The 22853-nt window shown below is 52.0% G+C and carries 12 protein-coding genes; all 12 read right to left on the bottom strand.

Annotated features, from left to right (window positions below; genetic code table 11):
• Positions 1-5: 5 nt before the first annotated feature.
• Complete coding sequence (locus D9N13_RS02485) at positions 6-1751, bottom strand: GNVR domain-containing protein (protein ID WP_290585429.1); 1746 nt, start codon at positions 1749-1751, stop codon at positions 6-8.
• A 44-nt stretch (positions 1752-1795) separates the two neighbouring features.
• Positions 1796-3010, bottom strand: coding sequence for a hypothetical protein (locus D9N13_RS02480; RefSeq protein ID WP_290585427.1), 1215 nt, complete (start codon positions 3008-3010; stop codon positions 1796-1798).
• Positions 3010-3579 (bottom strand): polysaccharide biosynthesis/export family protein, encoded by a 570-nt coding sequence (locus tag D9N13_RS02475; RefSeq protein WP_290585426.1) that lies wholly within the window; start codon positions 3577-3579, stop codon positions 3010-3012. Before D9N13_RS02475 ends, D9N13_RS02480 begins: the two co-directional genes overlap by 1 nt.
• 148 nt (positions 3580-3727) lie before the next feature.
• On the bottom strand, positions 3728-4339 hold the full coding sequence (locus tag D9N13_RS02470; protein WP_290585424.1) for a hypothetical protein: 612 nt from the start codon (positions 4337-4339) through the stop codon (positions 3728-3730).
• Positions 4326-4865, bottom strand: coding sequence for a hypothetical protein (locus D9N13_RS02465; protein ID WP_290585422.1), 540 nt, complete (start codon positions 4863-4865; stop codon positions 4326-4328). The genes D9N13_RS02470 and D9N13_RS02465 overlap by 14 nt, the downstream gene beginning before the upstream one ends.
• 333 nt (positions 4866-5198) lie before the next feature.
• Positions 5199-5810 (bottom strand): hypothetical protein, encoded by a 612-nt coding sequence (locus D9N13_RS02460; protein WP_290585420.1) that lies wholly within the window; start codon positions 5808-5810, stop codon positions 5199-5201.
• A gap of 85 nt (positions 5811-5895) precedes the next feature.
• A complete protein-coding gene (locus tag D9N13_RS02455; protein ID WP_290585417.1) occupies positions 5896-6501 on the bottom strand; it encodes a hypothetical protein in 606 nt (201 codons plus the stop codon).
• A gap of 63 nt (positions 6502-6564) precedes the next feature.
• Positions 6565-8343 (bottom strand): putative porin, encoded by a 1779-nt coding sequence (locus tag D9N13_RS02450; protein WP_290585416.1) that lies wholly within the window; start codon positions 8341-8343, stop codon positions 6565-6567.
• 20 nt (positions 8344-8363) lie between these two features.
• The gene (locus D9N13_RS02445) at positions 8364-9002 is read right to left on the bottom strand and encodes a hypothetical protein (protein WP_290585413.1); all 639 of its coding nucleotides are present in this window, start codon (positions 9000-9002) and stop codon (positions 8364-8366) included.
• 27 nt (positions 9003-9029) lie between these two features.
• Positions 9030-9434, bottom strand: coding sequence for an ExbD/TolR family protein (locus tag D9N13_RS02440; protein ID WP_290585411.1), 405 nt, complete (start codon positions 9432-9434; stop codon positions 9030-9032).
• Positions 9435-9438: 4 nt separating this feature from the next.
• The gene (locus D9N13_RS02435) at positions 9439-11295 is read right to left on the bottom strand and encodes a DUF2341 domain-containing protein (protein WP_290585409.1); all 1857 of its coding nucleotides are present in this window, start codon (positions 11293-11295) and stop codon (positions 9439-9441) included.
• Positions 11296-11406: 111 nt separating this feature from the next.
• Positions 11407-22842: a filamentous haemagglutinin family protein gene (locus D9N13_RS02430; RefSeq protein ID WP_290585407.1), complete on the bottom strand. Its 11436-nt coding sequence runs from the start codon at positions 22840-22842 to the stop codon at positions 11407-11409.
• Between the last annotated feature and the right edge of the window lie 11 nt (positions 22843-22853).

Here is a 22853-nt window from a genome sequence, read left to right as displayed (position 1 = left end):
ACCGATTAACCTATTTTCCTCAGTGCCACATACCAAAGTACATCCAGAGGCATCCACGCAATATGTGTAATTATGGCAACACCAAGGCAGGCCAGCATCAACCCACCTGCCATCACAACCCTGCTACGGCGCGTTATTGCGACTTCGCGCGGTGTACGAATGTGTTGAACCGTCACCAAAGGAGCTTTACCCAGTAGTTGTGTAACTACCCTGGCTGAGTAGAAGGTTGGATCCATTTTCTCCAAAACAATTATCACACCCACAGCAATAACAATAGCGACAATAAATCCGGCAATGAGGATAAGAATGCGGTTAGGACTGATGGGCCGTTCAGGCATCAGAGGCGGTTGTATTAACGTGAAGCGTTCACCCTTGCTTTCCTGCTCCAGGGTGCGTGCCAAACCCGCTTCCGACTGCTTTGCTCTGAGCTCCTGGTACTTTCGGGTGGTATTTTCATAATCACGGGTCAGCTCCAGATATTCCTTTTCCACCATCGGTGCTTCAATGATCGCCATCTCCAGATCATGGAGTTTGGCTTTCAACTTATCCCGTGTTGCCTTCATCGACTCCAGTTCCAACCTCACACTTTTTAGTGCGGTGGCCAATTGAACATAGGATGGATTACTGGCGGATTCCATATCCTGTTGTTCCACTTCCGGAACCACAGCCAGCTTGTGCTGGAAAGAATCGACCAGCGCCTGCAATCTGGCCACATCCGGATGGGAAACACCGTAACGCTGGCGCAATCCGGTCAACTCTGCACTGTATATTTCCAGTTGACGCTTAACAAACGTTCGTTCATTGGGAAATTCGTCATCTCCGATCAGGTTTTCAAGTTCTCGTTTGGTACGGATGACATCAGGATGGCTTTCGGAATAGGTTGCCAACAGCGTCACATATTGGTTCTGCAACAACCTAGCCCTAGCCGTAGGGGTTAATGCCGCTTCTTGACCCTTACCAACCAGGGCGGGCTGAGGGTCCTGTTGAGATAAATTGGATTCAAGGTATATTCGACGCTCCTCCAACGCCTGTATCTGGCGGTTGGTTTCGAAGTACTCTCGCTCTGTTCGATCCATCAGATTCATATTTAATGGTGTCAGCTCCGGTAGCTTGCGAAAATTTTTCTCCTTAAACTCCGCCAATCGTGATTCCAGCTCTGCGCTTTTTATCTTGAGTCTTTGCACTTCATCCGCGAAGAACGATTCTGCGTTGTCCGCCATCTCCTGTCGGGTTTTGATATTCTCGCTCAAGAACAGTGATGTAAGTTCGTTAGCCACCAGTTGGGACGTCTTGGCGAACCGGCTTTCATAGCCGATATTAAACGCAATGGTGGCCTCCACCGGCCGCCCGCTACGCGGGTCAACCACATCAGCGCTGATCATTCGGTGATGAATATCATCACGCATATCATTAACAACGCTCTCCAGTGGTTCGCTCTCCCGCTCTTTCGCATACAAATCGTATTTCTTTATTAGTTCAACCAATTTCGAGTACGTCATGACCCGCTGTATTATCATTTGAATTCGCTGATCGGCAAAACTGGTGACTGTTGAACGCACCAGATCTTTGGGAATTTCCTGTTGCTCAATCAATATGGTGGATTCCGAACGAAATGTCGGCGGGGCAAAAATCGCATAGACCACACTGAGGATCACCACCAGCATGAAAGCGACCAACGCCGGCCGCCCCCGACGCTTGATCATTCCAATCAACTCTTCAGTATCAAGCTGTGTGTCTTTGTTCGCATTCACAAAAATAGCACCTGTAATTCGGGTTCACCGTAATTATGCTTTCTTCACCATTGCAGTATGTCTGGAGACCACTGTACGCCGACTTGAATCCGGTTTGATTCAGTGTCGACGTTATTGACCACATATTTTCGATAAAGATAGCGGTAATATCCATTCAGATGCAGCGTTTTACTCACTCTCCATGCAGTGCCCAGTGAAGCATATATTACATCAATGTTATCCCTGCTGATCTGGTTCACATCACTTCGCTGCTGACTGGCAAAGGTATCGAACGTTAAGCTGAATACCGCTGAAAATTCGGCATCCAAGCTCAGCGTAATTCGCTTCTCATCAATAAGTGATCCAGATGAGTTAGGCTCAACGGAACGAAAGTAGGCCATACCAACATCAGCTCTCTCGCCCTTATAGTTAAGGGTGATATTACTCACCAAGCCATTACCTTCCTGCTCGTTATCCAGTTTGTATATCCATAATCCGTCTGTAAAATAGAGTCGCGATCTGTATTCTGTCTGGCGATAACCCAAATACGTGTCCAATTTCAGATTTTCCGACATTGCCCAGTCAAACCCAACACCACCGCTCTTTATTTCCGTTTTGTCCGGCAGCAATAACTGCGAGCGAAACAGCTCTGGCCGAAAATTATCCCGATAGTCCACAACACTGAAGGAAAAGTTACCGTATATTTTCATCACGGCACTGCTTAGCCAGAACGCATTGGAACTGGCAGTGCTGTAATCGTATTCGTTAAGCTGGGCAGGAACCTCATTGAAACGAACCTGCTCAGTGGTTAGGTTAAAGCCAGCGCCAATGGTAGATGAAAAGTAACGCTGCCCTGTCCCCGATGCTCGGTAACGTTTTCGGTCCACATCGATACGACCACCTCCCTGACTCAACGCGTCATCCGCCAACGTGGTATCCTGTATTGCCGATACGCTGGCAGACAGATCGCTAATATCTGACTGACGGCCAGCATTCAAGGCCAATAGAATAATATCGTTCTCATCCACATTCTCGGTATTTAAGCTTTCTTCCACCACACGACCACGCACACCAACATGACCGGCAAGACCTTTGTATTGGTAGTCGCCCTGCAATTGAATCTGCCCACCTAATACATCATTTTTCTGCGGCTGCCGCAGACCGTAGTTATCGTCACTCAGTCCAAACACGCCAACATCGTAATCAAACTGATTACTGCCGGCCACGGCCCCTGCACAGAGCAGTGACATCCAACTCAATAAAAAACCGGCTTTTAGCATCAAGGAACCAGAACCACGTCACCACTTTTCAGGATTACGTTCTGCTCAAGATTCTCACCATCTGCCATATCATCGTAACGAAAGGGAATGGCTTCATCCTGCCCCGGGCGGATGATTTTAACTTGATTTTCACTGGCGAAGGTTGTCATGCCACCGGCCATACTCAGAGCCTGCAGCACACTGGTGGGGCCTAGCATGGGATACTGACCCGGTCGGTTTACCTTACCAACCACATAGTAGAGATTACCGGCTGCCTTCAGCAGAGAGACAGTAACACTGGGGTCGGGAATATACTCAGACAACCTCAGTGTGATCTCGTCATTCAGCCCCTTGACTGATTTTCCGGTGACGGCAATCATGCCCACCAGCGGTAACGAAATATAGCCATCAGGAGATACAACCAAATCCCGTGAAAGATCCGGTTCCTTCCACACGGATACCTGCATTACATCACCAGGCTGCAGTAGATAACCTTGAAACGGATGCCCGCCATCACCTTCAGCCAAGCCATGGGTGAAAGCAGACATCATGAGCAGAAACGTACACAATACAGAAATAGATTTAGGCACAACCAGACCACTTACCGTTTTCCAACAGATTTAACAACAAACTGGTCAGCCTAATTTACCTGCGGAACATGAACCTTTTGTTTCAGTTAGCTTTCAGCTCCATGTAACAAGCCAGCCATGATCCTGCGGAAACCTCCCCAGGCCAACCTTATCTGATAAATCGTCTACGCTTTCGCAGCCACAACAACACCAAACCGGATCCGAGATACACGGCAGACAGAGGCAGCGGTACTGGTGATATCATTTTTAGCTCAACCCCATACAGTCCCAGTGCGGCAATGCTGTTAGATCGTCCAAACATGGAAAGGTAGTACGAATCTTCCGCGCTAATATCAAACAGGATGGATTTCTGCAGCTGACCGTTATCACTCAATATCAGGTCGGCAATACTTGCAGTTGCCGTTACCAGGTTCACACCCACCTTTGCAAGCGGATCAGGAAACTCAAAGTCGGTCAAAGTTAACTGATAAGATCCCAACTCAAGATTGTCCAGTTGAACGATCTGATAACTGTAGTCATCAACAAACTCAACACTTTCGTAGACTATGTTACTGTTTTCAGCCAAATCTGGCTGCACTAACGATATACTTGATTTGCCAATAGTTGCACCATACGCGTTGTGGGCCTTAATGACGGAAATGCCGCCCTGATCAGACAGGCCACAACAGTCCGCCACATCAACCATAACAGCCGATGCGCAGGCAGAATAAGCCAACAAACCAAGCCCCATGGCCGCATTCACGCACTTATGAAATAGCATAATCTTTGTCTCCTATTGTCATGAATTTGCTACGACTATCACTACAATTGTCCTTTGAATTGTCACCTTGTGAGATTTTTTCCAGCGTGCCGATATTGAGATATTTCTCATACAAATAGTCACGCAATGAACTAATCATCCTGTTGTTGTGTGAGCTAACACGACGCAAAGCATTGTTCTTATACGTCATATACGGGGCACCAAGCCCAGCGGACACGAGGATATCAAGGTCTTCTGGATCTACTTTTTTATGCTGATCCAGCAAATCGCTGTTCACGATACGCTCCAGATCAGAACTGTCCAGCTCGAGATAATGTGTCAGCTCACTACCACACTCGATAAGGGCCGGAATCAGGTCTACGCCTTTGGCATCCTTGTCACGAAACGCCATTAATTTCGACAACGACTGCTTTACCGTAAAGCGTAATAGATCCGATTCCTTAACCCCAAGACGCGTCGATATCTCTTTCAATTTGGCTAGATCTGACTCATTTAACCGTAATGAAACTGTTCTTTTTTGACTCATTTTCGTGGTCCCAAGTTGCACTAAACATCATTAATTGTCTGCATTTTCTGGTTGTTACTACCCCCAACAAAGCACACCAACCGCATGCATAAATTACCAAAACGGAATCACTTTGTGGTGAATCTTAGGATACGAATTGATTACAGATTGATGGGCACAATATGACGAATCCATAACGCATTGCAGACAGATTTACCCTGATACCACAAGCACGGAATACATCAAGCTCCAACTGAATCAGAGCTTGATTACAGCAACAACTTAATTAAGGTATATAAGCAGGAGGATTCAGGACTTCTGACTGGTGGCGGGATTGGGAATTTACTATCGGTTTCAGTTATTCACTATCTTTTCAGAGTCCAGAGCGTTCTCAGAACCCGGGGAATCATTAACCAAATGATCTTCATTTCGGAAACGATAATGCTGTATGATATTTTCCACTTCAACCTGTTTGAATCCGGTAAGCGGCTCACTGGCATGCAATACATCCCAGAAGCCCTTATCCTTATACTTTCCCAGAATCTCATTATTAATTGAATAAAGATCAAGGTTGTGGTTCCGGCATTGCTCGAATTGATTCTTCTGTACAGCCAACGCCTTGTCCAGGGATTCGTTATCAGCCTGCTGCTGTCTAAGCACACTCAATAAATCCAGATAACGGGCCTGCAGCTCCGAGTATTTCTCGTTATATAGCGCCAGTTTATCACCCAGCTTGGCCGATGCTTTTTCCCTGGCTGCAAGCTTGGATTCCGATTCTTGTTTAAGAAGTTCAAGTTGTTCCTCTTTGTCGTGCAGCTGGCGTTCCAGGCCCTGTTTTTCCGCAGTAATCTGACGCAGCATATACTGGGCCTTGGCCAAGGCATTCTGCAGCGCACGATCTTCTGCCTGCACCGAACTACAGAACAACAAAGCAGACACACCCATGATCATTGCAAATTTATGCATATTCCCCCCCTTGTGTCAGCGCACAAAATCGATAGTCCCTTCGGATCACGTAGCCTCGTCCACGGTAACACTCACACGTACACAATTATCGTGAATTTTTTGCTACAGCCTGTTGCGCTCGATAGATTCCACAGGCTTCACCAAGCACACCTTTGACATAGTCCTGCGCACTCGTAAAACGCTCTTTGCTGTATGCAAACTCTCTGATCTCACCCCGGGGATGGCTCAGTAAACTGAGCGTTCTATCATAGAATTCACAGGTATTGTCCGGCTTACCGGCCCGCATGTTTGTGAGTGCTAACATATAGGTGCTCTGGGCCTGCAGCCACTCTTCCTTTAACGCCTTATAGTATCGAACACTGAGTTGCAGGCTCTGCTTGGCATGCTCATAATTTCCGACATCAGTTTGATCAGCGCGCATCGCATTGTAAAATTGCATACCCTGCAGAAAGTAGAAATCTCCCAGCCCCAACAGGGTTTGACTGGCAAGCAACTGGCTTTCAGTACTCGACGCAAGGCTTGGCTCCATCGATCCAGTTTTTCGAAGTTGCTCCCTCAGTTGGTCCAACCGGGCAAATACCTCACCCTCTCGGCTCAACTTACGATTCCCACCTGGCCCTGTAACAGTACATGCCATCACAGACAAACAAAGCATCATGATGGCCCAGCGAACGATAGAACTCTGGTTCATGGAATTACCTCACATTAACAGATTTTTCACGCGCTACTAATCATATTGGGCGCTGCCCCGAAACTAAAATGCAGCTTGCAAACTCAGTTGCAGAGTATCGACACTGATGTTAAACAGGGCATCCCCCGGGTCCACATCAATGGAATCGGCACTGATCCACTTAAGCGAGGCAACGGTATCATCATACAAGGCGTACTGCGCCTCAATGATGTAACCTTCCGCATCAGTCCCACCGAGCAAAAAATCAGAATCGGAGAACGCATCCAGTACAGCATCTCCTTCCAAGTGGCGATAGGTAAAGGTCACACGCCAGTCTCGAATATAGTCCAGCGTTGCCGTTCCCGCGGCGATCGAAAGTTGGTAACCGGTATCACGCTCCGGTAATTCCGTACCCACCAGTGCAGAAACCTCCTTCTGATCAAAGGCTATATTCTTTACATAGTCCGCTTGCAGAAATACATAGGTGGGAAAGAAGTCAGCCATCTGGTATTCGACAGTAGCATTCAGTAATTTATAACTGGCTGCCAATCCCAGAAAAGGTTCATCGTTAGGATGGTTGATGTTATAGACCGAATTGCCCACCTGGTAGAACGGTGATGCAGTTGAGTAGCTTGCTTCTGTTCCCTGATATGGGTTTCTCTTGCCTTCTGTTTGATCATAATGATAGTAAGATAAGGCCATGGACAATTTATTGGTACTAACAAACTGGTAGTCTGTACCAATCTGCGCCGCATACAAGTACTTGTCACGATCATTGACTTCGGACACTATCTGCGCCGCATCTTCACTCAGGTTGGCAATATTCCGATGAATTTCCTGAATGGGGAACAGGCCCAGCCTAATATAGGGATCCCAATTGTTGGTGTCGCTGAATGGTGAGGTTTCGCGCATAAAATAGTAGCTGCCGCCAATGCCTTCAAAGGTCATATCACTGTCAAAAACCAGATCCGTATGCAGAAACGGAGTTTGGAAGCGCCCTCCAATCAACTCCACTTGCTCCTCCAAAGACGTGTATTTCAGATAACCCAGGTCAAAGTTGGCGTCCCATTTGGAGGAAAAGCCCCCCAGCGTCTGGTTGCTGGATACTGGATTACCTTCATTGCCTGTGGTCAGCCTCATTCCCACTTCAATCCGATCTGTGGGTTGTGCTTTCAACATAATACGAAAGCGCGCCAGGAAGCGGTTACGGGTGTCATTGACATTGTCATACATCTCCTCGCCACTGGCATTGATGCCAACATAATCAGGGTAGCCATATAAAGCATTGTCATCGGGAAACATATCAGATTGATAGCGGAGACGACCATCACCAGAAAGTTTGACTTTGTGCACCCAGGAAGGGGAATCCTTGATGCCCCAACCATAAATACGGGCTGTGCGCACCGCTTCTTCTTTGACCTTATCCACTACTTCCACTTCCACTTGTTGGGAGATGGATTGCTGCAAATCGCGGCGAATATAATCAGGGAGGAAAGGTACTCTGACATCGTCTGGGGCAGGTTCTCTGCCTTTACCTTGCTTGATCGCAGCCTGGCGTTGCCGTAAGCGCTCCTGCATTTTCAGATAGCTCTGCTCGCTAATGAGTTTCTCTTCCCGCAACAACGTTAATATATCGTCTGCCTGGATCCCTCTCTCATTGGCCGGAGCTCCCCCCCGTCGTTGGTGCACCTGATCAACCAGCGTCTGTGCCTGCGCTTTGGTAATAATGCCGTTGTCCAGCATCAGGTTCAGCAGATCAGTGCCGGTAAGTTCACCTGCCTGTAAGCTGGTACAATGCAGCGGCAACACCAAAGCAAACATCAATAGTGAACCGCGAATTTTACACAGAATCATTCCATTCATAATCTTCGTCTCTTTACAGCCTACAGCTCTGAGCTGATTCGTAATCTGAACACCTTCTCTCTTTCTTCCAGCGGTACCGGCCGCCCAAGCCCACCCATTGCGGAAAACAGCGCCAACAACAATTCTTTAGCCCGCTGCGACCCCTGCTCAAGAGCGATATGGATATTGTTAAACTGGCCGTTTTCCCCCAGATCCAGGCTCACCACAGCCACGTAATCCAGATACCTGAGCTCTGCATCAGCGGTCACTGCTTTATTCAGTTCTTGCTTCAAGTAAGCGCCAAACCCACCACCACTGAGCAAACCTCTTCCGCCTTTACGTGCTGTCAGTCCAAAAGAGTCTCCACCGGCAACCCCCTCAGCATCCAACCCCAGATCGTCTCCTGCCGGTTGATCGGACGGCTGGTCCGGTAAAGGCTCCGGATCATCGGGAACCTCTTCCTCCAATTCCTCCTCCACCGGTTCCGGTTCTTCTTCCGGTGGTGGTGGCGGCTCCGGAGGTGGCGTGGGTGGCTTAATCACCGTAATTTGCTGGATTACTTTTTTCGGTTCACCCTGATCCTTCAGGCCGGACACCAGGTAATAACCCACGACCACCAAAAGCAATACCAGTAGTGCTCCAACCAATAGCGGAAGATGCTTAGCAAAACGTTTTTTCATACTAACCAGACAGGAGTTGTGAGCACGTCACTTGACCACATTCTTGGTAACCAGGCCTAACTGATGAATTTCAAGTCGCCCCACCAGATCCAGCACATCAACCACACGTTGATATTGAATTGTGGCATCGGCCTTGATAATGACAGGCAGGTCCGGAGTTACGGCTTTGTACTGTTGTAAAAGAGACTCCAGCTCCCCCATGCTGACCGGATACGTATCCAGATACAGGGTGCCGTCTTCGGTGATGGTAATGGCCTTGGTTTTGGATTCCGCCAAACTGGGCGCAGCGCTGGCCTTAGGCAGGTTGACCTTAATACCCTGCACGGTTGCCGTAGTAAGAATGATAAAGATCACCAACAACACGTAGGATAGATCCAGCATGGGTGTGACGTTGACCTCATCATAGATTTTACTGTCATCAAGGTATTTCATAGCATTACTCGCTGTACTGTTCAGCCAACCGTGTGACCAGCTCATCAGTGAACATATGCATGTCCGCCACCATTTCCTTAATGCGGGTTGCCAGCCAGTTGTAGCCAAACAAAGCTGGAATGGCCACCACCAGCCCGGCGACAGTGGTGAGCAAGGCAGCGGCCACCCCCGGTGCTATGGCGGCAATGTTGACATCACCACTGGCAGCAATGGCAGCAAAGGTGATCATGACACCCAACACGGTTCCCAGCAGTCCAAGGAAGGGGCCGCCAGAAACGGCGATAGTCAACAACACCATGTTTCGATTCAGCGCCTGTATTTCCCTCACTACATAGGCTTCCAAACCTGATCGAATAGCGTTGATCGCACTATCATTCAGATAGGAGGGTGCATCCCGGTTGGCATCAGCACTGAGAGATCGATGTTGGGTCCGAGTGCTACTCAGACGGTTACGCACTTCTGTAATCGCGCGATGATAAATGTGGTACAGAGGCGATGATTGAAAGTGATCATGTTTCCCGAACAATGACAGCACCTGAGATTCACTGGCCACGTTTGCGGAGTCATCATTGGCTACATCCAGCGCATCGAAGTGCTGATTGTCCAACTGTCTATACTGTGCCAGAAAAGCGTCATTGTCTTTCTTTGCGCGGCCAATAAACAACGCCTTAAACACCATAACTCCCCAACTGATCACCGCCATAACCGTCAGCAGGAATATGACCGTCCAACCTTCATCACCGGTGCTCTGAAAAATGGTGATGAAGTAAGATGTGCCTGCTGCATTGCCAAGTTGCTCGGCTTTGCCGGCGGTCACCGCGGTGCTTAACATTCCCTGGGTACGGGCGGCAAATTGCATAAACGGGAAAGGTACGGCTGACCGTTCGATCTGTAATTCATCCAACTCACCAACAAAACCCGGAGCACTGTCTTCAGCAGACCCTATGGTCAATGGGCCTTGCAGTGACAACGCCGAAGGTAATGCGTGACTGGCAGCCAGCTCTCCCCCCACCAGAAGACTTAGCTTTTCCGGTGTAACAATCACCGCAATGTGTTGCCATTGCTCCATTGCCAAAGGCTGGGATGAACTCACGCTAACATTCAGTTCACCAGTAGTCAGATTCACCTCAGGTACATTACCCCGTAACGCCAGCTCAAGCGCGTTGTCACCATCGGTCTGAATCAGTATGGTTGCTTTCTGCGTTGACACCGGGTCGATGGGAAGCGGCTTTACCCACGCGGACCAACTATGGCCACGTTCAGATTCCACCGCCAGCGTTGGCGATTGGGCAATAGTCCATGCCCCCGGTCCGCTCAGGGACAACCCCCCGGCGATCAATGAAGCCGGCACCACCAGTCCATCACCGGACACATTTGAATTCTGATAGGCCGAAACATCCTGCGGGCTGGGATTCCCGGGGTTAAAGTGATACACCGCGACTTTGTCCACCCCATAGGTACCCGCCGCATCCTGCGCAGCCACCGCCTGCGAATTACCGTAGTACATCCATATTTTTCGCGGAGCATCCCCCACAGCCTGAGTCAGGGGCAGCTTAACCCAGATGAATGCCAGCTGGTTCAGTAAATCGAATGATTCCACATGAAACTTGAGAGGTGTTTTGTCGTCCTGGGCAACAAAGCGGATATCCGACAGATCTTCCTTCACCAGAAAAAAGTCTTCAAAATTGGCAGAGTGTAGCCGAACCAGCAATGGAACACCGTCACTATCGGCCACTGGTGTTGTCGCCAACACACTGGTATCCACGGTAAATCCAACCCTATAGGGCCATTCGTCATTCCACCAGGCAGAAGCCATTCCCGGTAGCATCATCATCAGTAACATCAGCACGATCGAACGCATACAATCCCCCGCATTTTCGAGCGCCCAATTTAAACAGCAGCCTGTAACAAAACGGTTACAGGCTGTCATTTAATTGCGTAAAGTTTAATTGGCTGAGGGCCCGGCCCCCTGTCAGAGCAGCTCGATGGTGACGAAAGCCGCATTCTGCCTGGCTTGTTCAGCAGCCGCCTTCTCAGCACTTTCCTGGATAGAATTGGTGGCAGCGTCAACCGCTGAGCCCAGCCCCCCCACATCGGCACTGATACTGGTGGCGGTGGGTACCCCGGTTGATATGCCCCCCACACTGATGTTATCTGCCCCGCTGACTTTAGCAGCCCCCAGAAACAGGTCACCGGCCGATTGAATACCAGCTTCACCGGCATCAACGATGCCCAGCGGGGTGGCCAGAGCAATGGACCCTACGCCTTCGGCGATACTGAAATAACGTTCTGTGTTGGAGGGTTTAGCGCTAGAGGCCACCCGGCTGGAGCGCGTCTGAATACCACTACCGGCCACCGTCGGAGGTACGATGAAGGTCACAGCGGCGGTTTCCGGATGCACTGTGAAGGTGGTGGCTGGTGCCGCCACTGCAGTCTTGGCGCCACGCCCGGCGTCAATATCACCAAACACCGACCACAGGTTGATATCCCCCCCGGCCGCAGGAATCACACGGGATTCATTGACATTGAAGGCATCCGCCACCACGGCACTGATGTTGCCCTTGGCCAACGAGAAAACACCCAGTTCCCCATTGCTTTTGTCGAAGCCCAGGGCATCCACCAGGGATTGCGATACGCCCACATCGGTACTGCCGGCAGGCGTAAACAGGCCTATGTCGCCACCGGAACGGGTCTGGATGGTTGAGAACCGCATATCAATATTGCCCCCTCCGGCCACCCCGGCAGGAAAGGCAAAATCAACGCCAGCATCCTGCTGCCACGACGCCAGCAATGCTCCCAGTGACTGCAGGTCGGTGGTGCTCGGGCCACCCAGATTGAAATCTTCCAACTGTTGGGTGCCCTGGATAATATCCACAACCATCTGCGAATCCATTGCACTGAAATCCAGGCGACTTAACTGCAGCAAGCGACGGTCAAGCGCGTCACGGTCAATCACCCCACGGCGAAAATCTTCATGCGCCGACAGCATGTTCTGCAGTGTTCCCGGGCTTTTGCTTCTGATATCAATCATGGCAGACTTCAGATCCATACCACGCAGGGCCAGATCATAGTCTGAACCAAAGAACTGCCGTTGCGCTACATAACCCCGTTCGAAGTTGAACACAGCGCTACCGGCAGCAGCCCCTTCTTCCGCTGCCGCCGCGTTGTGATGCAACATAACGGACTCAGCCACCAGCAATTGCTTGCCTGCGTCCAATTGGTTGAATGCGGTGGCCGCCAACTGCAATTGCTGCCAAGCAGGTAACTGGGCCACCTGTTCCAGCGTTCTGTTATCCGCCAGGGCCAGAAAATCTTGCGTTCTATTGGCTCCCTGCAGGTAATCCAAGGCAATAAAACTGCCCGCGCTTTCCAGGTACGACCGGAACAGATTGCTGCGCGCTGCCCCTGATTGCAGTCCGGAATCCCCAATGGCCGGTAAAGTAAATAGATCACCGGCACCCACCACCAACCGATCCGGCTGCTTCATCACCACCTGCTTAACAAAGTTCACTGCCAAACGCTGCTGCAGGGAGACTTCCAGTTCCGCAAAATCACGGCGCATGGCACTCAGGTTGAGGTCAAGCTGGGCAGACTCATATCGATCACCGGTCGCACTGGAAAGCACCTCGGCCAGGATCAGGTAGAGGTCGTAATCCGTGTTATCCGAATCGGGTGCGGCGCTGTTCAACAGGGATTCTGCCAGATCAATGAAGCTGGCCTGCTGCCGCTGAGATGCCCCCAGTTGCGATCTGAACAGTGCTATTTCGTTGTTGTTGGTAATTCCATCCCCCACCAGATTACGGTATCCCTCGAGGTTGAAGGAATCAGAATAGAGAGTGTTACGTAGGCCGGCGTATACGTGCAGAGAGGCTCCGTTGGCAGACAGATTCCGGTTCTCATCATTGGCAATGGAAAGAATGCCACGGGATGCACCAAGTTCAACATTGCCACCAGCCTGCATCAGCAGATCACCAGGCCCGGCCACCTGAATCACCTGAGTTCCCCCTGTGGTGGTCAGGTTATTACCCCGACTATCCAGAGTAAAACGAATGTCGCCGGCAGCAACGATCGTGCTGAGATCATTATCGTTATTGTGCTGCAAAACGAAACTGGCATTGGTCATGTCAGCACCGGAATAGGCCTCCACCCGGTGTGGCAACCGGAACATAATGGCTTCGTCTTCCGAGCCGATCCCACCGGACAGGGAAACAATCCTGCTGGCAATGGACTCATCTCGCTCAATCCGGGAACTGCGATGATTGAACTGCAGATTATCCGAGTTCATACCATAGGGCAGCAGAATTCCCGCCACCTGTCCCCGGCTGCGCAGGGAATTCACCGGATTCTCCATGGAAGGCAGATCCTGAGGCAGAAAATCCGGCAGGTAGATTTCCAGACTTTCATTCACATTCGCCGCAGTCGCGCGCGCTTTGATGCCGTTTGCAGCATAGAGTTTGATACGGGATGAAGTGGAAGGAAACAGGGTGAGCACATTGGTGGACAATGTAAGCGAACCGGTTGCCAGCGGAATATTCCTTTCATCAATGTTCACACTACCGGCAAGAGCCGCCACCCCCACCCTGCTGGGCAAGACATAGTAAGCTGGCAACAGCTGTTCATAAGCAGAAGAAAAACGTGGAAAATGACGCTTCAACCCGCTGTTGGATTCCATATCCGCCAATAGGTTTAAGTCACCGGCAACACTGGTCAGTTGCAATGAACTGGAATCGTAGCCTTTGAAATAATAAGAGGACAGTTGATCTATCAGCGACGGATTAACGAAAGGCTGGGCCGACTGTCTGAGATCCCCCGGCAGCATGAAGGTATTGATCATACCGCCGAAATCCAGCTGCCCGATGGTAGTAATCTCCGCATCGGCTTCCGAGCCGATAAACAGGCTGTCAGCAAGCGCCCCACGGACCAGCAACTTCAACCGACCGTTATCAACGTGATAATAACCGTTATTAACATCCGCCCGGGCGGACAGGTCAATATCACCACCGGCAAGCTCCAGTGACTGGCTAACACCCTGGCTGGGCGCAGCAAAGCCGGCAGCATACACCGTCCCACCAACCTGCGCAGCAATGGACCCGCCACCTACGGCATTCACACCACCGCGCAAATCACCTATGGCGGCATACCAGGAGGTGATGTTGCTATAATCTATCCCAAGTACACTCACATCGTCCTCAGTGTTGTAACGGATCATATAATCCGCGCTGGTGATCCCAGCGCTATTGCCTTGCAGATCACCTCCCACGGCAAGACGGATATCGCCACCCTGCACACCAAAGCCACCGAATTTTCCATACAACAACCAAAGAGATGGGTCGGAACCGGGAGTGATACCGGACAGGTAATCTAGATCGCCCCAAGCGGGAAGCCCGGCAGAATCCAGCTTGAAATTGCGTCCCAAGGTGGCAATATAGGATGTGCCTTCCTGCAGCAGGTCACCGGACGCCTGCACATCGATGTTACCGGTGCCAGTACGAACATAGCTGTTGTTCCGCAGCAGAATGTCGGCGGAACCAAGACGCAGACTCCGATTCATCGCTGACCCCTCGGCAACACCGGCGGTCAACTGAAGGCTGGAGGACTCATCAGCGGCCAATACCGGCACGGCGGCCGCAGACTGATTCAGGTCATCGGTGTAATCAAAAGTGATTCCCGCGGGACTCAAATTCGACAGCAGTCCACGGACACCATCACTGATACCCCCCTGAACAGTAATACCCTCTCGGGCCCGAAACGACACCCGTCCGGGATCACCCGTCGCTGTGCGATAGCTCATCAAATCCAATGCCTGCCCCGGCTCCCCAATCACCAGATCAGCATCACTGACGATATCCAGTTGCGGCCGTAACCGTAGCGCAACCGGATCCACGCCCGCCTGCACCGAAATGAAGTCAGTGGGGCTCAAACCATCCAGCGCTGCCAGGCTGCTCTGCAGTTCCTGGCTCAGGGTGGGTACATTATCACTGGCAAAGGTGCTGACCCCAAACACATCGATGCCCGCTGCGCCAATCACATCATTATTGCTGATCACCACATCGCCAACACCGGCAGCACTCGCCGGTAGCATCACCTCCAATCCACTCTCCAGATTCAAGCGCGCCCCTGCAGACACCACCAATGCACCGTTTCCACTGTGCAATAGCAAGGGAGCACCACCAGCTTCAGACTGAGAGACGGTGATACTTGCCGTGTTCCCGAGCGACAAACCCTGCTGTCCAAACAGCCCGGATTGATGCTGGGCATTAGCTGCTGCAAGATCAGAGGCAACCGTCAAGCTGCCACGGGCAGCTGCAAGATAGAATGACTCAGCAGCCAGGTCATGCTGCCCCTCTAACAGATTCAGATTGCTGCCAACACCGGTAAGAATCAGTTCAAGATCACCATTGGCACCAGCTGCATTGAGCCCGGTGATGGCATCCAGTTCCGACAGCCCGTTGCTGTCCGTTTGCGCTTGCGCAAACCGTTGCGCCTGTATCCGTAAATCAACACCACCATTTCCCAGCTTGAGGTTCTGCACTGACGCCAGATCCAGTTTGTCGCCGGCAATGATCTCCAGTACCCCATCATTCGCACTCTGCCCCTCATCACCATAGTCAAACGCACTCATTTCCTCGATTGTTATATCCTGGGCGGCACGCAGACTGATTATTCCCGCTGGCCCGGTTATCGTTTCGTCGAGGAAGGTCTGCCGATACGCACTGGCGTCAATGTACGCCTCCCCGCCCAAAGTGAGTTGGCCACTGTCTGCAACCAGTGTGGTGATACCACTGCGATTGGCAATGGCTGTGTCCAGTTCAACAGCATCACCGAACAAGCGAATACTATGACCGGGCGCCAGCGCCGCCAACTCCGCAGGTATGGCCGCTTGACCATCACTGTTGCGCAGCACCAGATCTCCCTCAGTTGCAAGTTCAATACGGGCGCCTGCCTGGCGTGATCCCAATAATGGAGAATCCACTACAAGCCCGCCCTGACCTGAACCAGCCCGCAAACTAAGGCGGCCGGTCAGATTGACCAGATTGCCTCCGCCAAGCTCCACTTGCTCCGCCAGCAGACTGATCCCGGCGGCCTGCTCTCCATCGCTGCCTTGAATGTTCAGCGTATCCGCCGCCACCAGCAGAGATGATCCCGCCGCTATACTTCCATTGGTGATGGAACCTGCGCCAGCCTGAATCGTCGCCTGCTCATTGGCACGCAGCTCAACCCGACTGTTTTCCGCCACGGCCACACTGTTGGCAGCCAATTGCAATGTATTCAGGTCGAGAGTCAGATCATTTGCAAATCGCATCACGTCGCCGGATCGCAACTCCAAGTTACTGGCCGTGGTCAATATCGCTGTATCCAGGTTTGCGTCAGCAGTCGAGGCATCGCCCAGCGTCAATTCGTTGGCAAACACCTGTAGGCGCCCGCCTAGCGCATCCACCACACCCGCGAGCAAACCTTGCCCACGTTCTTGTCCAAGTTCTTCATCGCTGTCATTACTGCCACGGTGAGCAATCGCCACGGTACCACTGCCTTGAATACGACTGCCTGAAGCAAGATTCAGCACCCCCGTCATGTTTGCGAGATCATCCAGCAGAAACTGGCTGTCCGACGAATTTGATGTGAGCAAGGCAGCGCCCGCTTCACTGATATCCCAGGCGTTACCACGATAGGACGCGGTACCAGTGGCCGAGATCTCCACCGCGCTGCCCAGATTTATGGTGTCTGCAGACACCAGTAAAATTTCGTCACCCGAGATCGAATCGTCAACCATGATATCACTAGTGAGATTACGTTCATCATCGATTGCCCAGCCACCGTCCTGCCAGGTCCTGTTGCCACCCAGTAAGATGGAGCCTGCACCGATTTGATCAAACAGCGAAGCCGATAACTGCAGTGTATCCTCCAGTGACCGGTTCGGATTGTCACCAACCAGAATGTCTCCGGGTGAAGTAATATCAACAAAGGTGCCGACTTTGGAACGTGAGGAACCCCGCACCATTGCATCAAAGTCCAACTGCTGGATAACATCAATACCCACGCCACCATTCGCACCGGGTAAGCGCCCGGGCGCCAGGTCACTGTCAGCAAAGTAATCGTCCACTGACGTCAGGTTATAGGTGCCGTATTTACTCAGTTCTGTATCCGCCTCCAGTGTGAAGCCGGTCCACAGCGACTCACCACGACCACCATCATGCACCACCCGACCGGATACCACTTCGATACCATTCAGGTTATCCGCCGCATAACCCCTGCGCACCAGTTGATCGCCATCAGGACGCACCAGATAGGCACCGGGCAGCAACGCGTAGTTAGCCGGAAGAACAGTATAGAGGCCATCGCCAATCTGCCGCGACCCGCTGACCTGGAACTGCGTACCCCATTCCTCATTCAGACCACTGCCCCGAAATTCCAGCGGATCATAGGCAGCATAACCTGAGCGCATGGTGGGCACGATGGCAAACAGCTCGGTGTAATGGGCATCCGCCAGAATATCCACCGAGCCTTCAAGGCCCGCTTCGAATTCACGACCATACACGCTGCCACCCGCAGACACATCCAGCACACTGCCGGCATCCGCCAGCACCCGGTTTCCTTTCAGGCTCACAATCTTGTTCACAGGATTAGTGTCGATGGTGTTAATTTCCGTGGGGTTCTGGTAATTGAACAGCAGCTCCCATTCCACGCCATCAGCCTTGATTCTACCCATGGGCACGTTCTCGGTGGACGCAACCGAAAGCACGGCATTCTCTCCCAGAACCAGATCGCCGGACGCCAGACCATAGCGCTGATGAGCAGCTGTCTCATTCCCCGGTGTGCCCGTTGCATCCAGAACAATCTCACCGAAACTGGCTGCAACCCGGGTGTCTACCGCGATCGCATCCCCTGCCAGTTTCAAGGTGGATCCTACCGACAGAATACTATCGGTATTATTGCCGGTGCGCTTGAGATTAATGACGCCGTCCGAATACAACGTGGCATTGGCGTATGACTCGGTCCAGATAACGGGGGTTGCAATGTCCAAGCTGCCGTTCACCCTCAACAGCGATTCATTGAACAATCCATCCAAGGTATCAAAAGCGTTGCTATTGAGTAATACCGAGCGCAACCGAAGCCCCTGCTGCGCCATCAATTGGGCTTGGCCATCACCCGACAGAATGAGATCCCCGAACAGGTCCACCAGACCCCCATTGATGTTAAGCCTTCCCACACCGTTACCCGGCAGGCCCTGTGGCATTAACGCGGGATCTGTCAACAGCGACCGGTTATCACTGTCGCCAATCTGGACGTAGGCCGAATTCAGGCTTAACTGATGATCCGCCAGATCCAGCGCTACCGAATCCAGGATCAGGGATTCAGATGTGGATACATCAACATCACTGGCCAGGCGGATATTACTCTGGGCGGAGAGACTAACGTTATTATTGGCCACGTAACGGTCGGTATTGAGACGAGCCGAACGCACATGGTTTTGTTCCAGGTTATCGGTGGCAATCAAGCCCAGGTTTTTCGTTAGGTTACTCAATTCTCCGAAAGACCCGTCAGCATTTCTGACGGCATTCAGGCTCAAGTCATTGAGCAAACTGAACGCACTGCTCTGGTCATCACCACGGTCGGCTCCCAGTACGATCGAATGCACCTGCGGCCGTTCACCACCTGAGTAGCCTCTGCCGGAAGACAGATCGAAGTTCAGCACGCCCCCCCGATAACCTTGTCCAGCGGCGCCAAAATCCACTTCCGCCGCCATCACGAAACCACCGTCTGCTTTTAGTTTAAAGGTACCCGCCGCTGCCGCCCTATTCACATCACGTGTTACACCCTGAATGTCTTCCACACCACTGAAAACACCGCCTTGTAAGCTGATGGTTGCGCTTTCATCCACCAGCACGTATCCCAGGTTGGATTCCAGGTTGACCTGCCCTGCTGCAATCAAGTCGCGGGAAGGAGCGGGATTGACGCCGGGGCGGGAGATCATATCTGCGGCCAGATCAATCACTGCATTTTCACCCAGGTAGATACTGTTGCCGATGCTTGGCACATCCGTTGTTTCAAACTGATCCAATACCGCATTGAAGACTCCACCTTTGGAGCGGAAGGTACCATCAAACAGGATCGCCTCGTCCGCGTGTAGGTTCAACGTAGACCCATACAACCCGTGAATAGTGGCTCCTTGCTCCACTACCACAGAGCCTTTCGTGGAAACGGAATTGGTTTTTCCCGCCTGCAGGGTCAATGAACCAGCGAGGGCTTCGTAGGTCGGTACTTCATAATGCGCCAGTGCACCGGCAATGGAATCCCCACTGATGGTACCTGCCGTGCCGTTGCTTTCACGATAGGCGTGTTGATGCATGCGGATGTCAGCATCCGAGCCCAGCGTGATATCACCCTCCCGGGCACTCAACGTGACATTGCCCACACGCAACTGGTCAAACCATTGGTTAGCAATGGTCACGGTGTCGGGGTTTGCACCACCACTATCCAATAGACGGGTAGGATCATCACCCCCAATGCGAATGTCCGAGGCCACCAGCGAAAATTGTCCACCCTGCCGGTTATCCAGTGCCTCAACCCTTCCCCGCATGTCCAATGCCGGTCGATCCGGGGCGTTACTGGCACCGGGGCGACCATCATCGGTCAATCTCAGTGCAACCTCACCCGCGTGTCCTATCTGTAGCTTGCCATCAGCACTCAATCGGGCGCCAGCGTTGGCTCTTAACCGGGCTTCATCCTCTATAACCAGGCTTTTTCCTGCGGCAAAATCAATGGTTCCGGCATCCAGCACAGATACCAGGGAGCTTGATTCCACCTGATCCAGACGCCGGTTAACCCAATTTCCGCTGACATCGATGGTGCCCGCCACATCCACCCAGTCTGCCGCATCAAGTACAACATCCCCTCCCAGACTGCGCACATCGCCCAACATTTGAATGTAACCGGCACCCAGCTCCAGCCCCTGATTCCGCCCCAATGCCAGCTGCACACCGGGTTCCAGAACAATAGACTGCGTACCGGAAATCCTGAAGCTGTCTGCGCCACTGCTTTCTATGATATCGGCACTGAGATAAAGCGCTTCCATATCATCTTCAATCAGCGCCATACCGTCCTGAATATAGATGTTCTGGGTACCGCTCAACCCGGCGACATCAATGTGCACTGATCCGCCGGTCGCCCCCAAGTCATCCCTCTGATACAGACCTATATAGGGCGCCGCCCGCAGATTGATGCCGTCTGCAATGCTCTGCCGGTTGGCCACGATATCAATGGAACCCCCGTCGTGCCCCTCTTCATAGGTTGGATAGTAATTCAGGGAAGACATCAGCACTGTGCCGGCATGATGGGAATCCCGCTCCCCCCATTTGCTATCCATCACCGAAGACCTTTGCAGGTCAATCACGTCATCGATGGTTGCGTTGGCCGGTGCTTCACTAATATCCATCAGGCGCCCATTGGCAATGACTTTGGATGTCTCAGCAATGCCTTCCTGGTAGGTCACCTTGCCACCGGAGACATCCACCGTTGCCCCCTGGTCCAAGTTAACAGAGCCGGTAGAGGACACCACCACGCGCCCACCCTGCGCTGAGCGTTCACTGGCAGTCTTCTGTACGGTATCCAGTGCCGAGCGCCAGTCAAACAGCTGCGTACCCTTGCGGATATCAACGGCAACCGTCTTGCGCAGCAGCTCGCCCCCTTTCTGAACCGCGTTGTCTTTCACTTCACTGGAGGTAACAAACATGCTGACCACATTGCGTTCCGCCTCCAATACCGTATTAGTAGTACCGGAGGCGTCGATCAATGCGTTTTTACCAATGGTAATACTGGCCTCTGAGTTTGCTTCCCGCACATCGTTGCCCGGCAGCGGATCCTCTTTGGCAACCAGACTGATGGCAGCACCCTCATTCACCCATGCACCGGTTCCGCTTACTTCCGTAATTTTTGCACCTTTGGCACGCAGAACACTGTTCTCTTGCAGATCAATGCTTTTACCCGCCACGTGAAGGCGGGAATCACGTTGCAGAGATTGATTGGTCGCATACTTAACGTGGTCTGAAAGACGGAACTGACGCTCCGCATCGCTTTCCAATTTCTTTATCTGAGCGATCTGCTGCGCCTCAGACTGTTTGTAAAAAGCCACCGGGTCGACACCATGATCCACCAACAACGGCGTCAGTTTACCGTGATCCAGATCCTGAACCGCAACCTGCGTAACGCTACCCGGCGCAAAGGTGACACTGCCACCTTCCCGCCCGATAAAGGCTTTACCGGTGGAAGGACGTTGATTGGTTTGTTGATCCGCCGGAGGATCGGGAACCAGTCCTGCACTACTGGTCACACCATCGGGTTTAAGGTTGGTAGACTCCCGAGCCACATCAAAATTGGCGGCACTCCAGTAAGCTGAGTTGCGGGCCAGAGTCTGAAAATCGCCTACCTCTTTAGCCTGATCACGGGCCATAATATGGATACTACCGTTTACATCCACTGCCGAAGTCGCCTTGATCTCACCGGCCTGAATGATCTCGCTGCCAACCAGGGTTACGTTACCCAGCGTGGCAACGATGCTGCCGGCGTTCGTCACCTTACCCCGCTCACTGCCTGAACCGGAGTTGACTTCAACCAGATAGCCCCGCAAATCATAATCGTTATCGCTCACCGCCAGATAAAAGTCTTTGCGGCCACCTGCCAACACCACCTGTGAATTGGAAGCCAGAATATCCCCGTAATTCTCCACTTCCGGCCCCGCCAACACCACTGGTGCATCATTGGAGTGTATGGCCGCACCTTTTTCCACGATAATACGCGGCAGATTTTCTTCACCGAGTTCGCGGATGGCCTCGTCGTCTACAACCAATAGCGCTTTACCATCACCAATCACGTCCAGTAGCGAGTTCTGCAGGAACGTTAGCTTTTGATCCTCACTGATTGAGGCCAGGTCATCGTAACCATTGAGTTTTGCCGCAGCGGCGATCATCCCACGTACATTCACCTGGGACCCTTCCCCAAAGATAACGCCATTCTGGTTCAACAAATAGATCTGACCATCCGCTACCAGTTTGCCAAATATGCGGCTGGGCCTGGCATCTTGAATTACGTTGACGGCCACATCTTCGGGATTCTGATTGAACTTCACCGTGCTGCCTGATCCAATATCAAACGTAGCCCACTCCAGCAGTACCTTAGCCGTCTCCTGGTCGATCACCAGCGTATTGTCTTGTTGTGTCAGGGACGCTGCACCGGCACGAACAAAATCTCCACTGGCTGTTCCGGGCAACGCATTGGCAGCCGGAGCCGGCACTTTGATGTGACGGCTGATCACTGCCTGCTGCATCTGCGCCGGTAAGGTACGGGCATACAGGGAACTGATCGGCCAACTCAGATAAATCACCAAATACAGTACAAGAAATCGCTTTAACATAATCATAACCT

This window comes from Ketobacter sp. GenoA1, from assembly GCF_003671475.1.
Classification (GTDB): Bacteria; Pseudomonadota; Gammaproteobacteria; order Pseudomonadales; family Ketobacteraceae; genus Ketobacter.
The sequence above is the reverse complement of the archived record's forward strand: the minus strand, read 5'-3'. Positions and strand labels throughout refer to the sequence as shown.

Excerpts from the sequence above, each read along its gene's own strand:
- D9N13_RS02480 (WP_290585427.1), bottom strand. The coding sequence starts at position 3,010 with ATGCTAAAAGCCGGTTTTTTATTGAGTTGGATGTCACTGCTCTGTGCA.
- D9N13_RS02470 (WP_290585424.1), bottom strand. The coding sequence starts at position 4,339 with ATGCTATTTCATAAGTGCGTGAATGCGGCCATGGGGCTTGGTTTGTTG.
- D9N13_RS02465 (WP_290585422.1), bottom strand. The coding sequence starts at position 4,865 with ATGAGTCAAAAAAGAACAGTTTCATTACGGTTAAATGAGTCAGATCTA.
- D9N13_RS02460 (WP_290585420.1), bottom strand. The coding sequence starts at position 5,810 with ATGCATAAATTTGCAATGATCATGGGTGTGTCTGCTTTGTTGTTCTGT.
- D9N13_RS02455 (WP_290585417.1), bottom strand. The coding sequence starts at position 6,501 with ATGAACCAGAGTTCTATCGTTCGCTGGGCCATCATGATGCTTTGTTTG.
- D9N13_RS02450 (WP_290585416.1), bottom strand. The coding sequence starts at position 8,343 with ATGAATGGAATGATTCTGTGTAAAATTCGCGGTTCACTATTGATGTTT.
- D9N13_RS02445 (WP_290585413.1), bottom strand. The coding sequence starts at position 9,002 with ATGAAAAAACGTTTTGCTAAGCATCTTCCGCTATTGGTTGGAGCACTA.
- D9N13_RS02440 (WP_290585411.1), bottom strand. The coding sequence starts at position 9,434 with ATGAAATACCTTGATGACAGTAAAATCTATGATGAGGTCAACGTCACA.
- D9N13_RS02435 (WP_290585409.1), bottom strand. The coding sequence starts at position 11,295 with ATGCGTTCGATCGTGCTGATGTTACTGATGATGATGCTACCGGGAATG.
- D9N13_RS02430 (WP_290585407.1), bottom strand. The coding sequence starts at position 22,842 with ATGTTAAAGCGATTTCTTGTACTGTATTTGGTGATTTATCTGAGTTGG.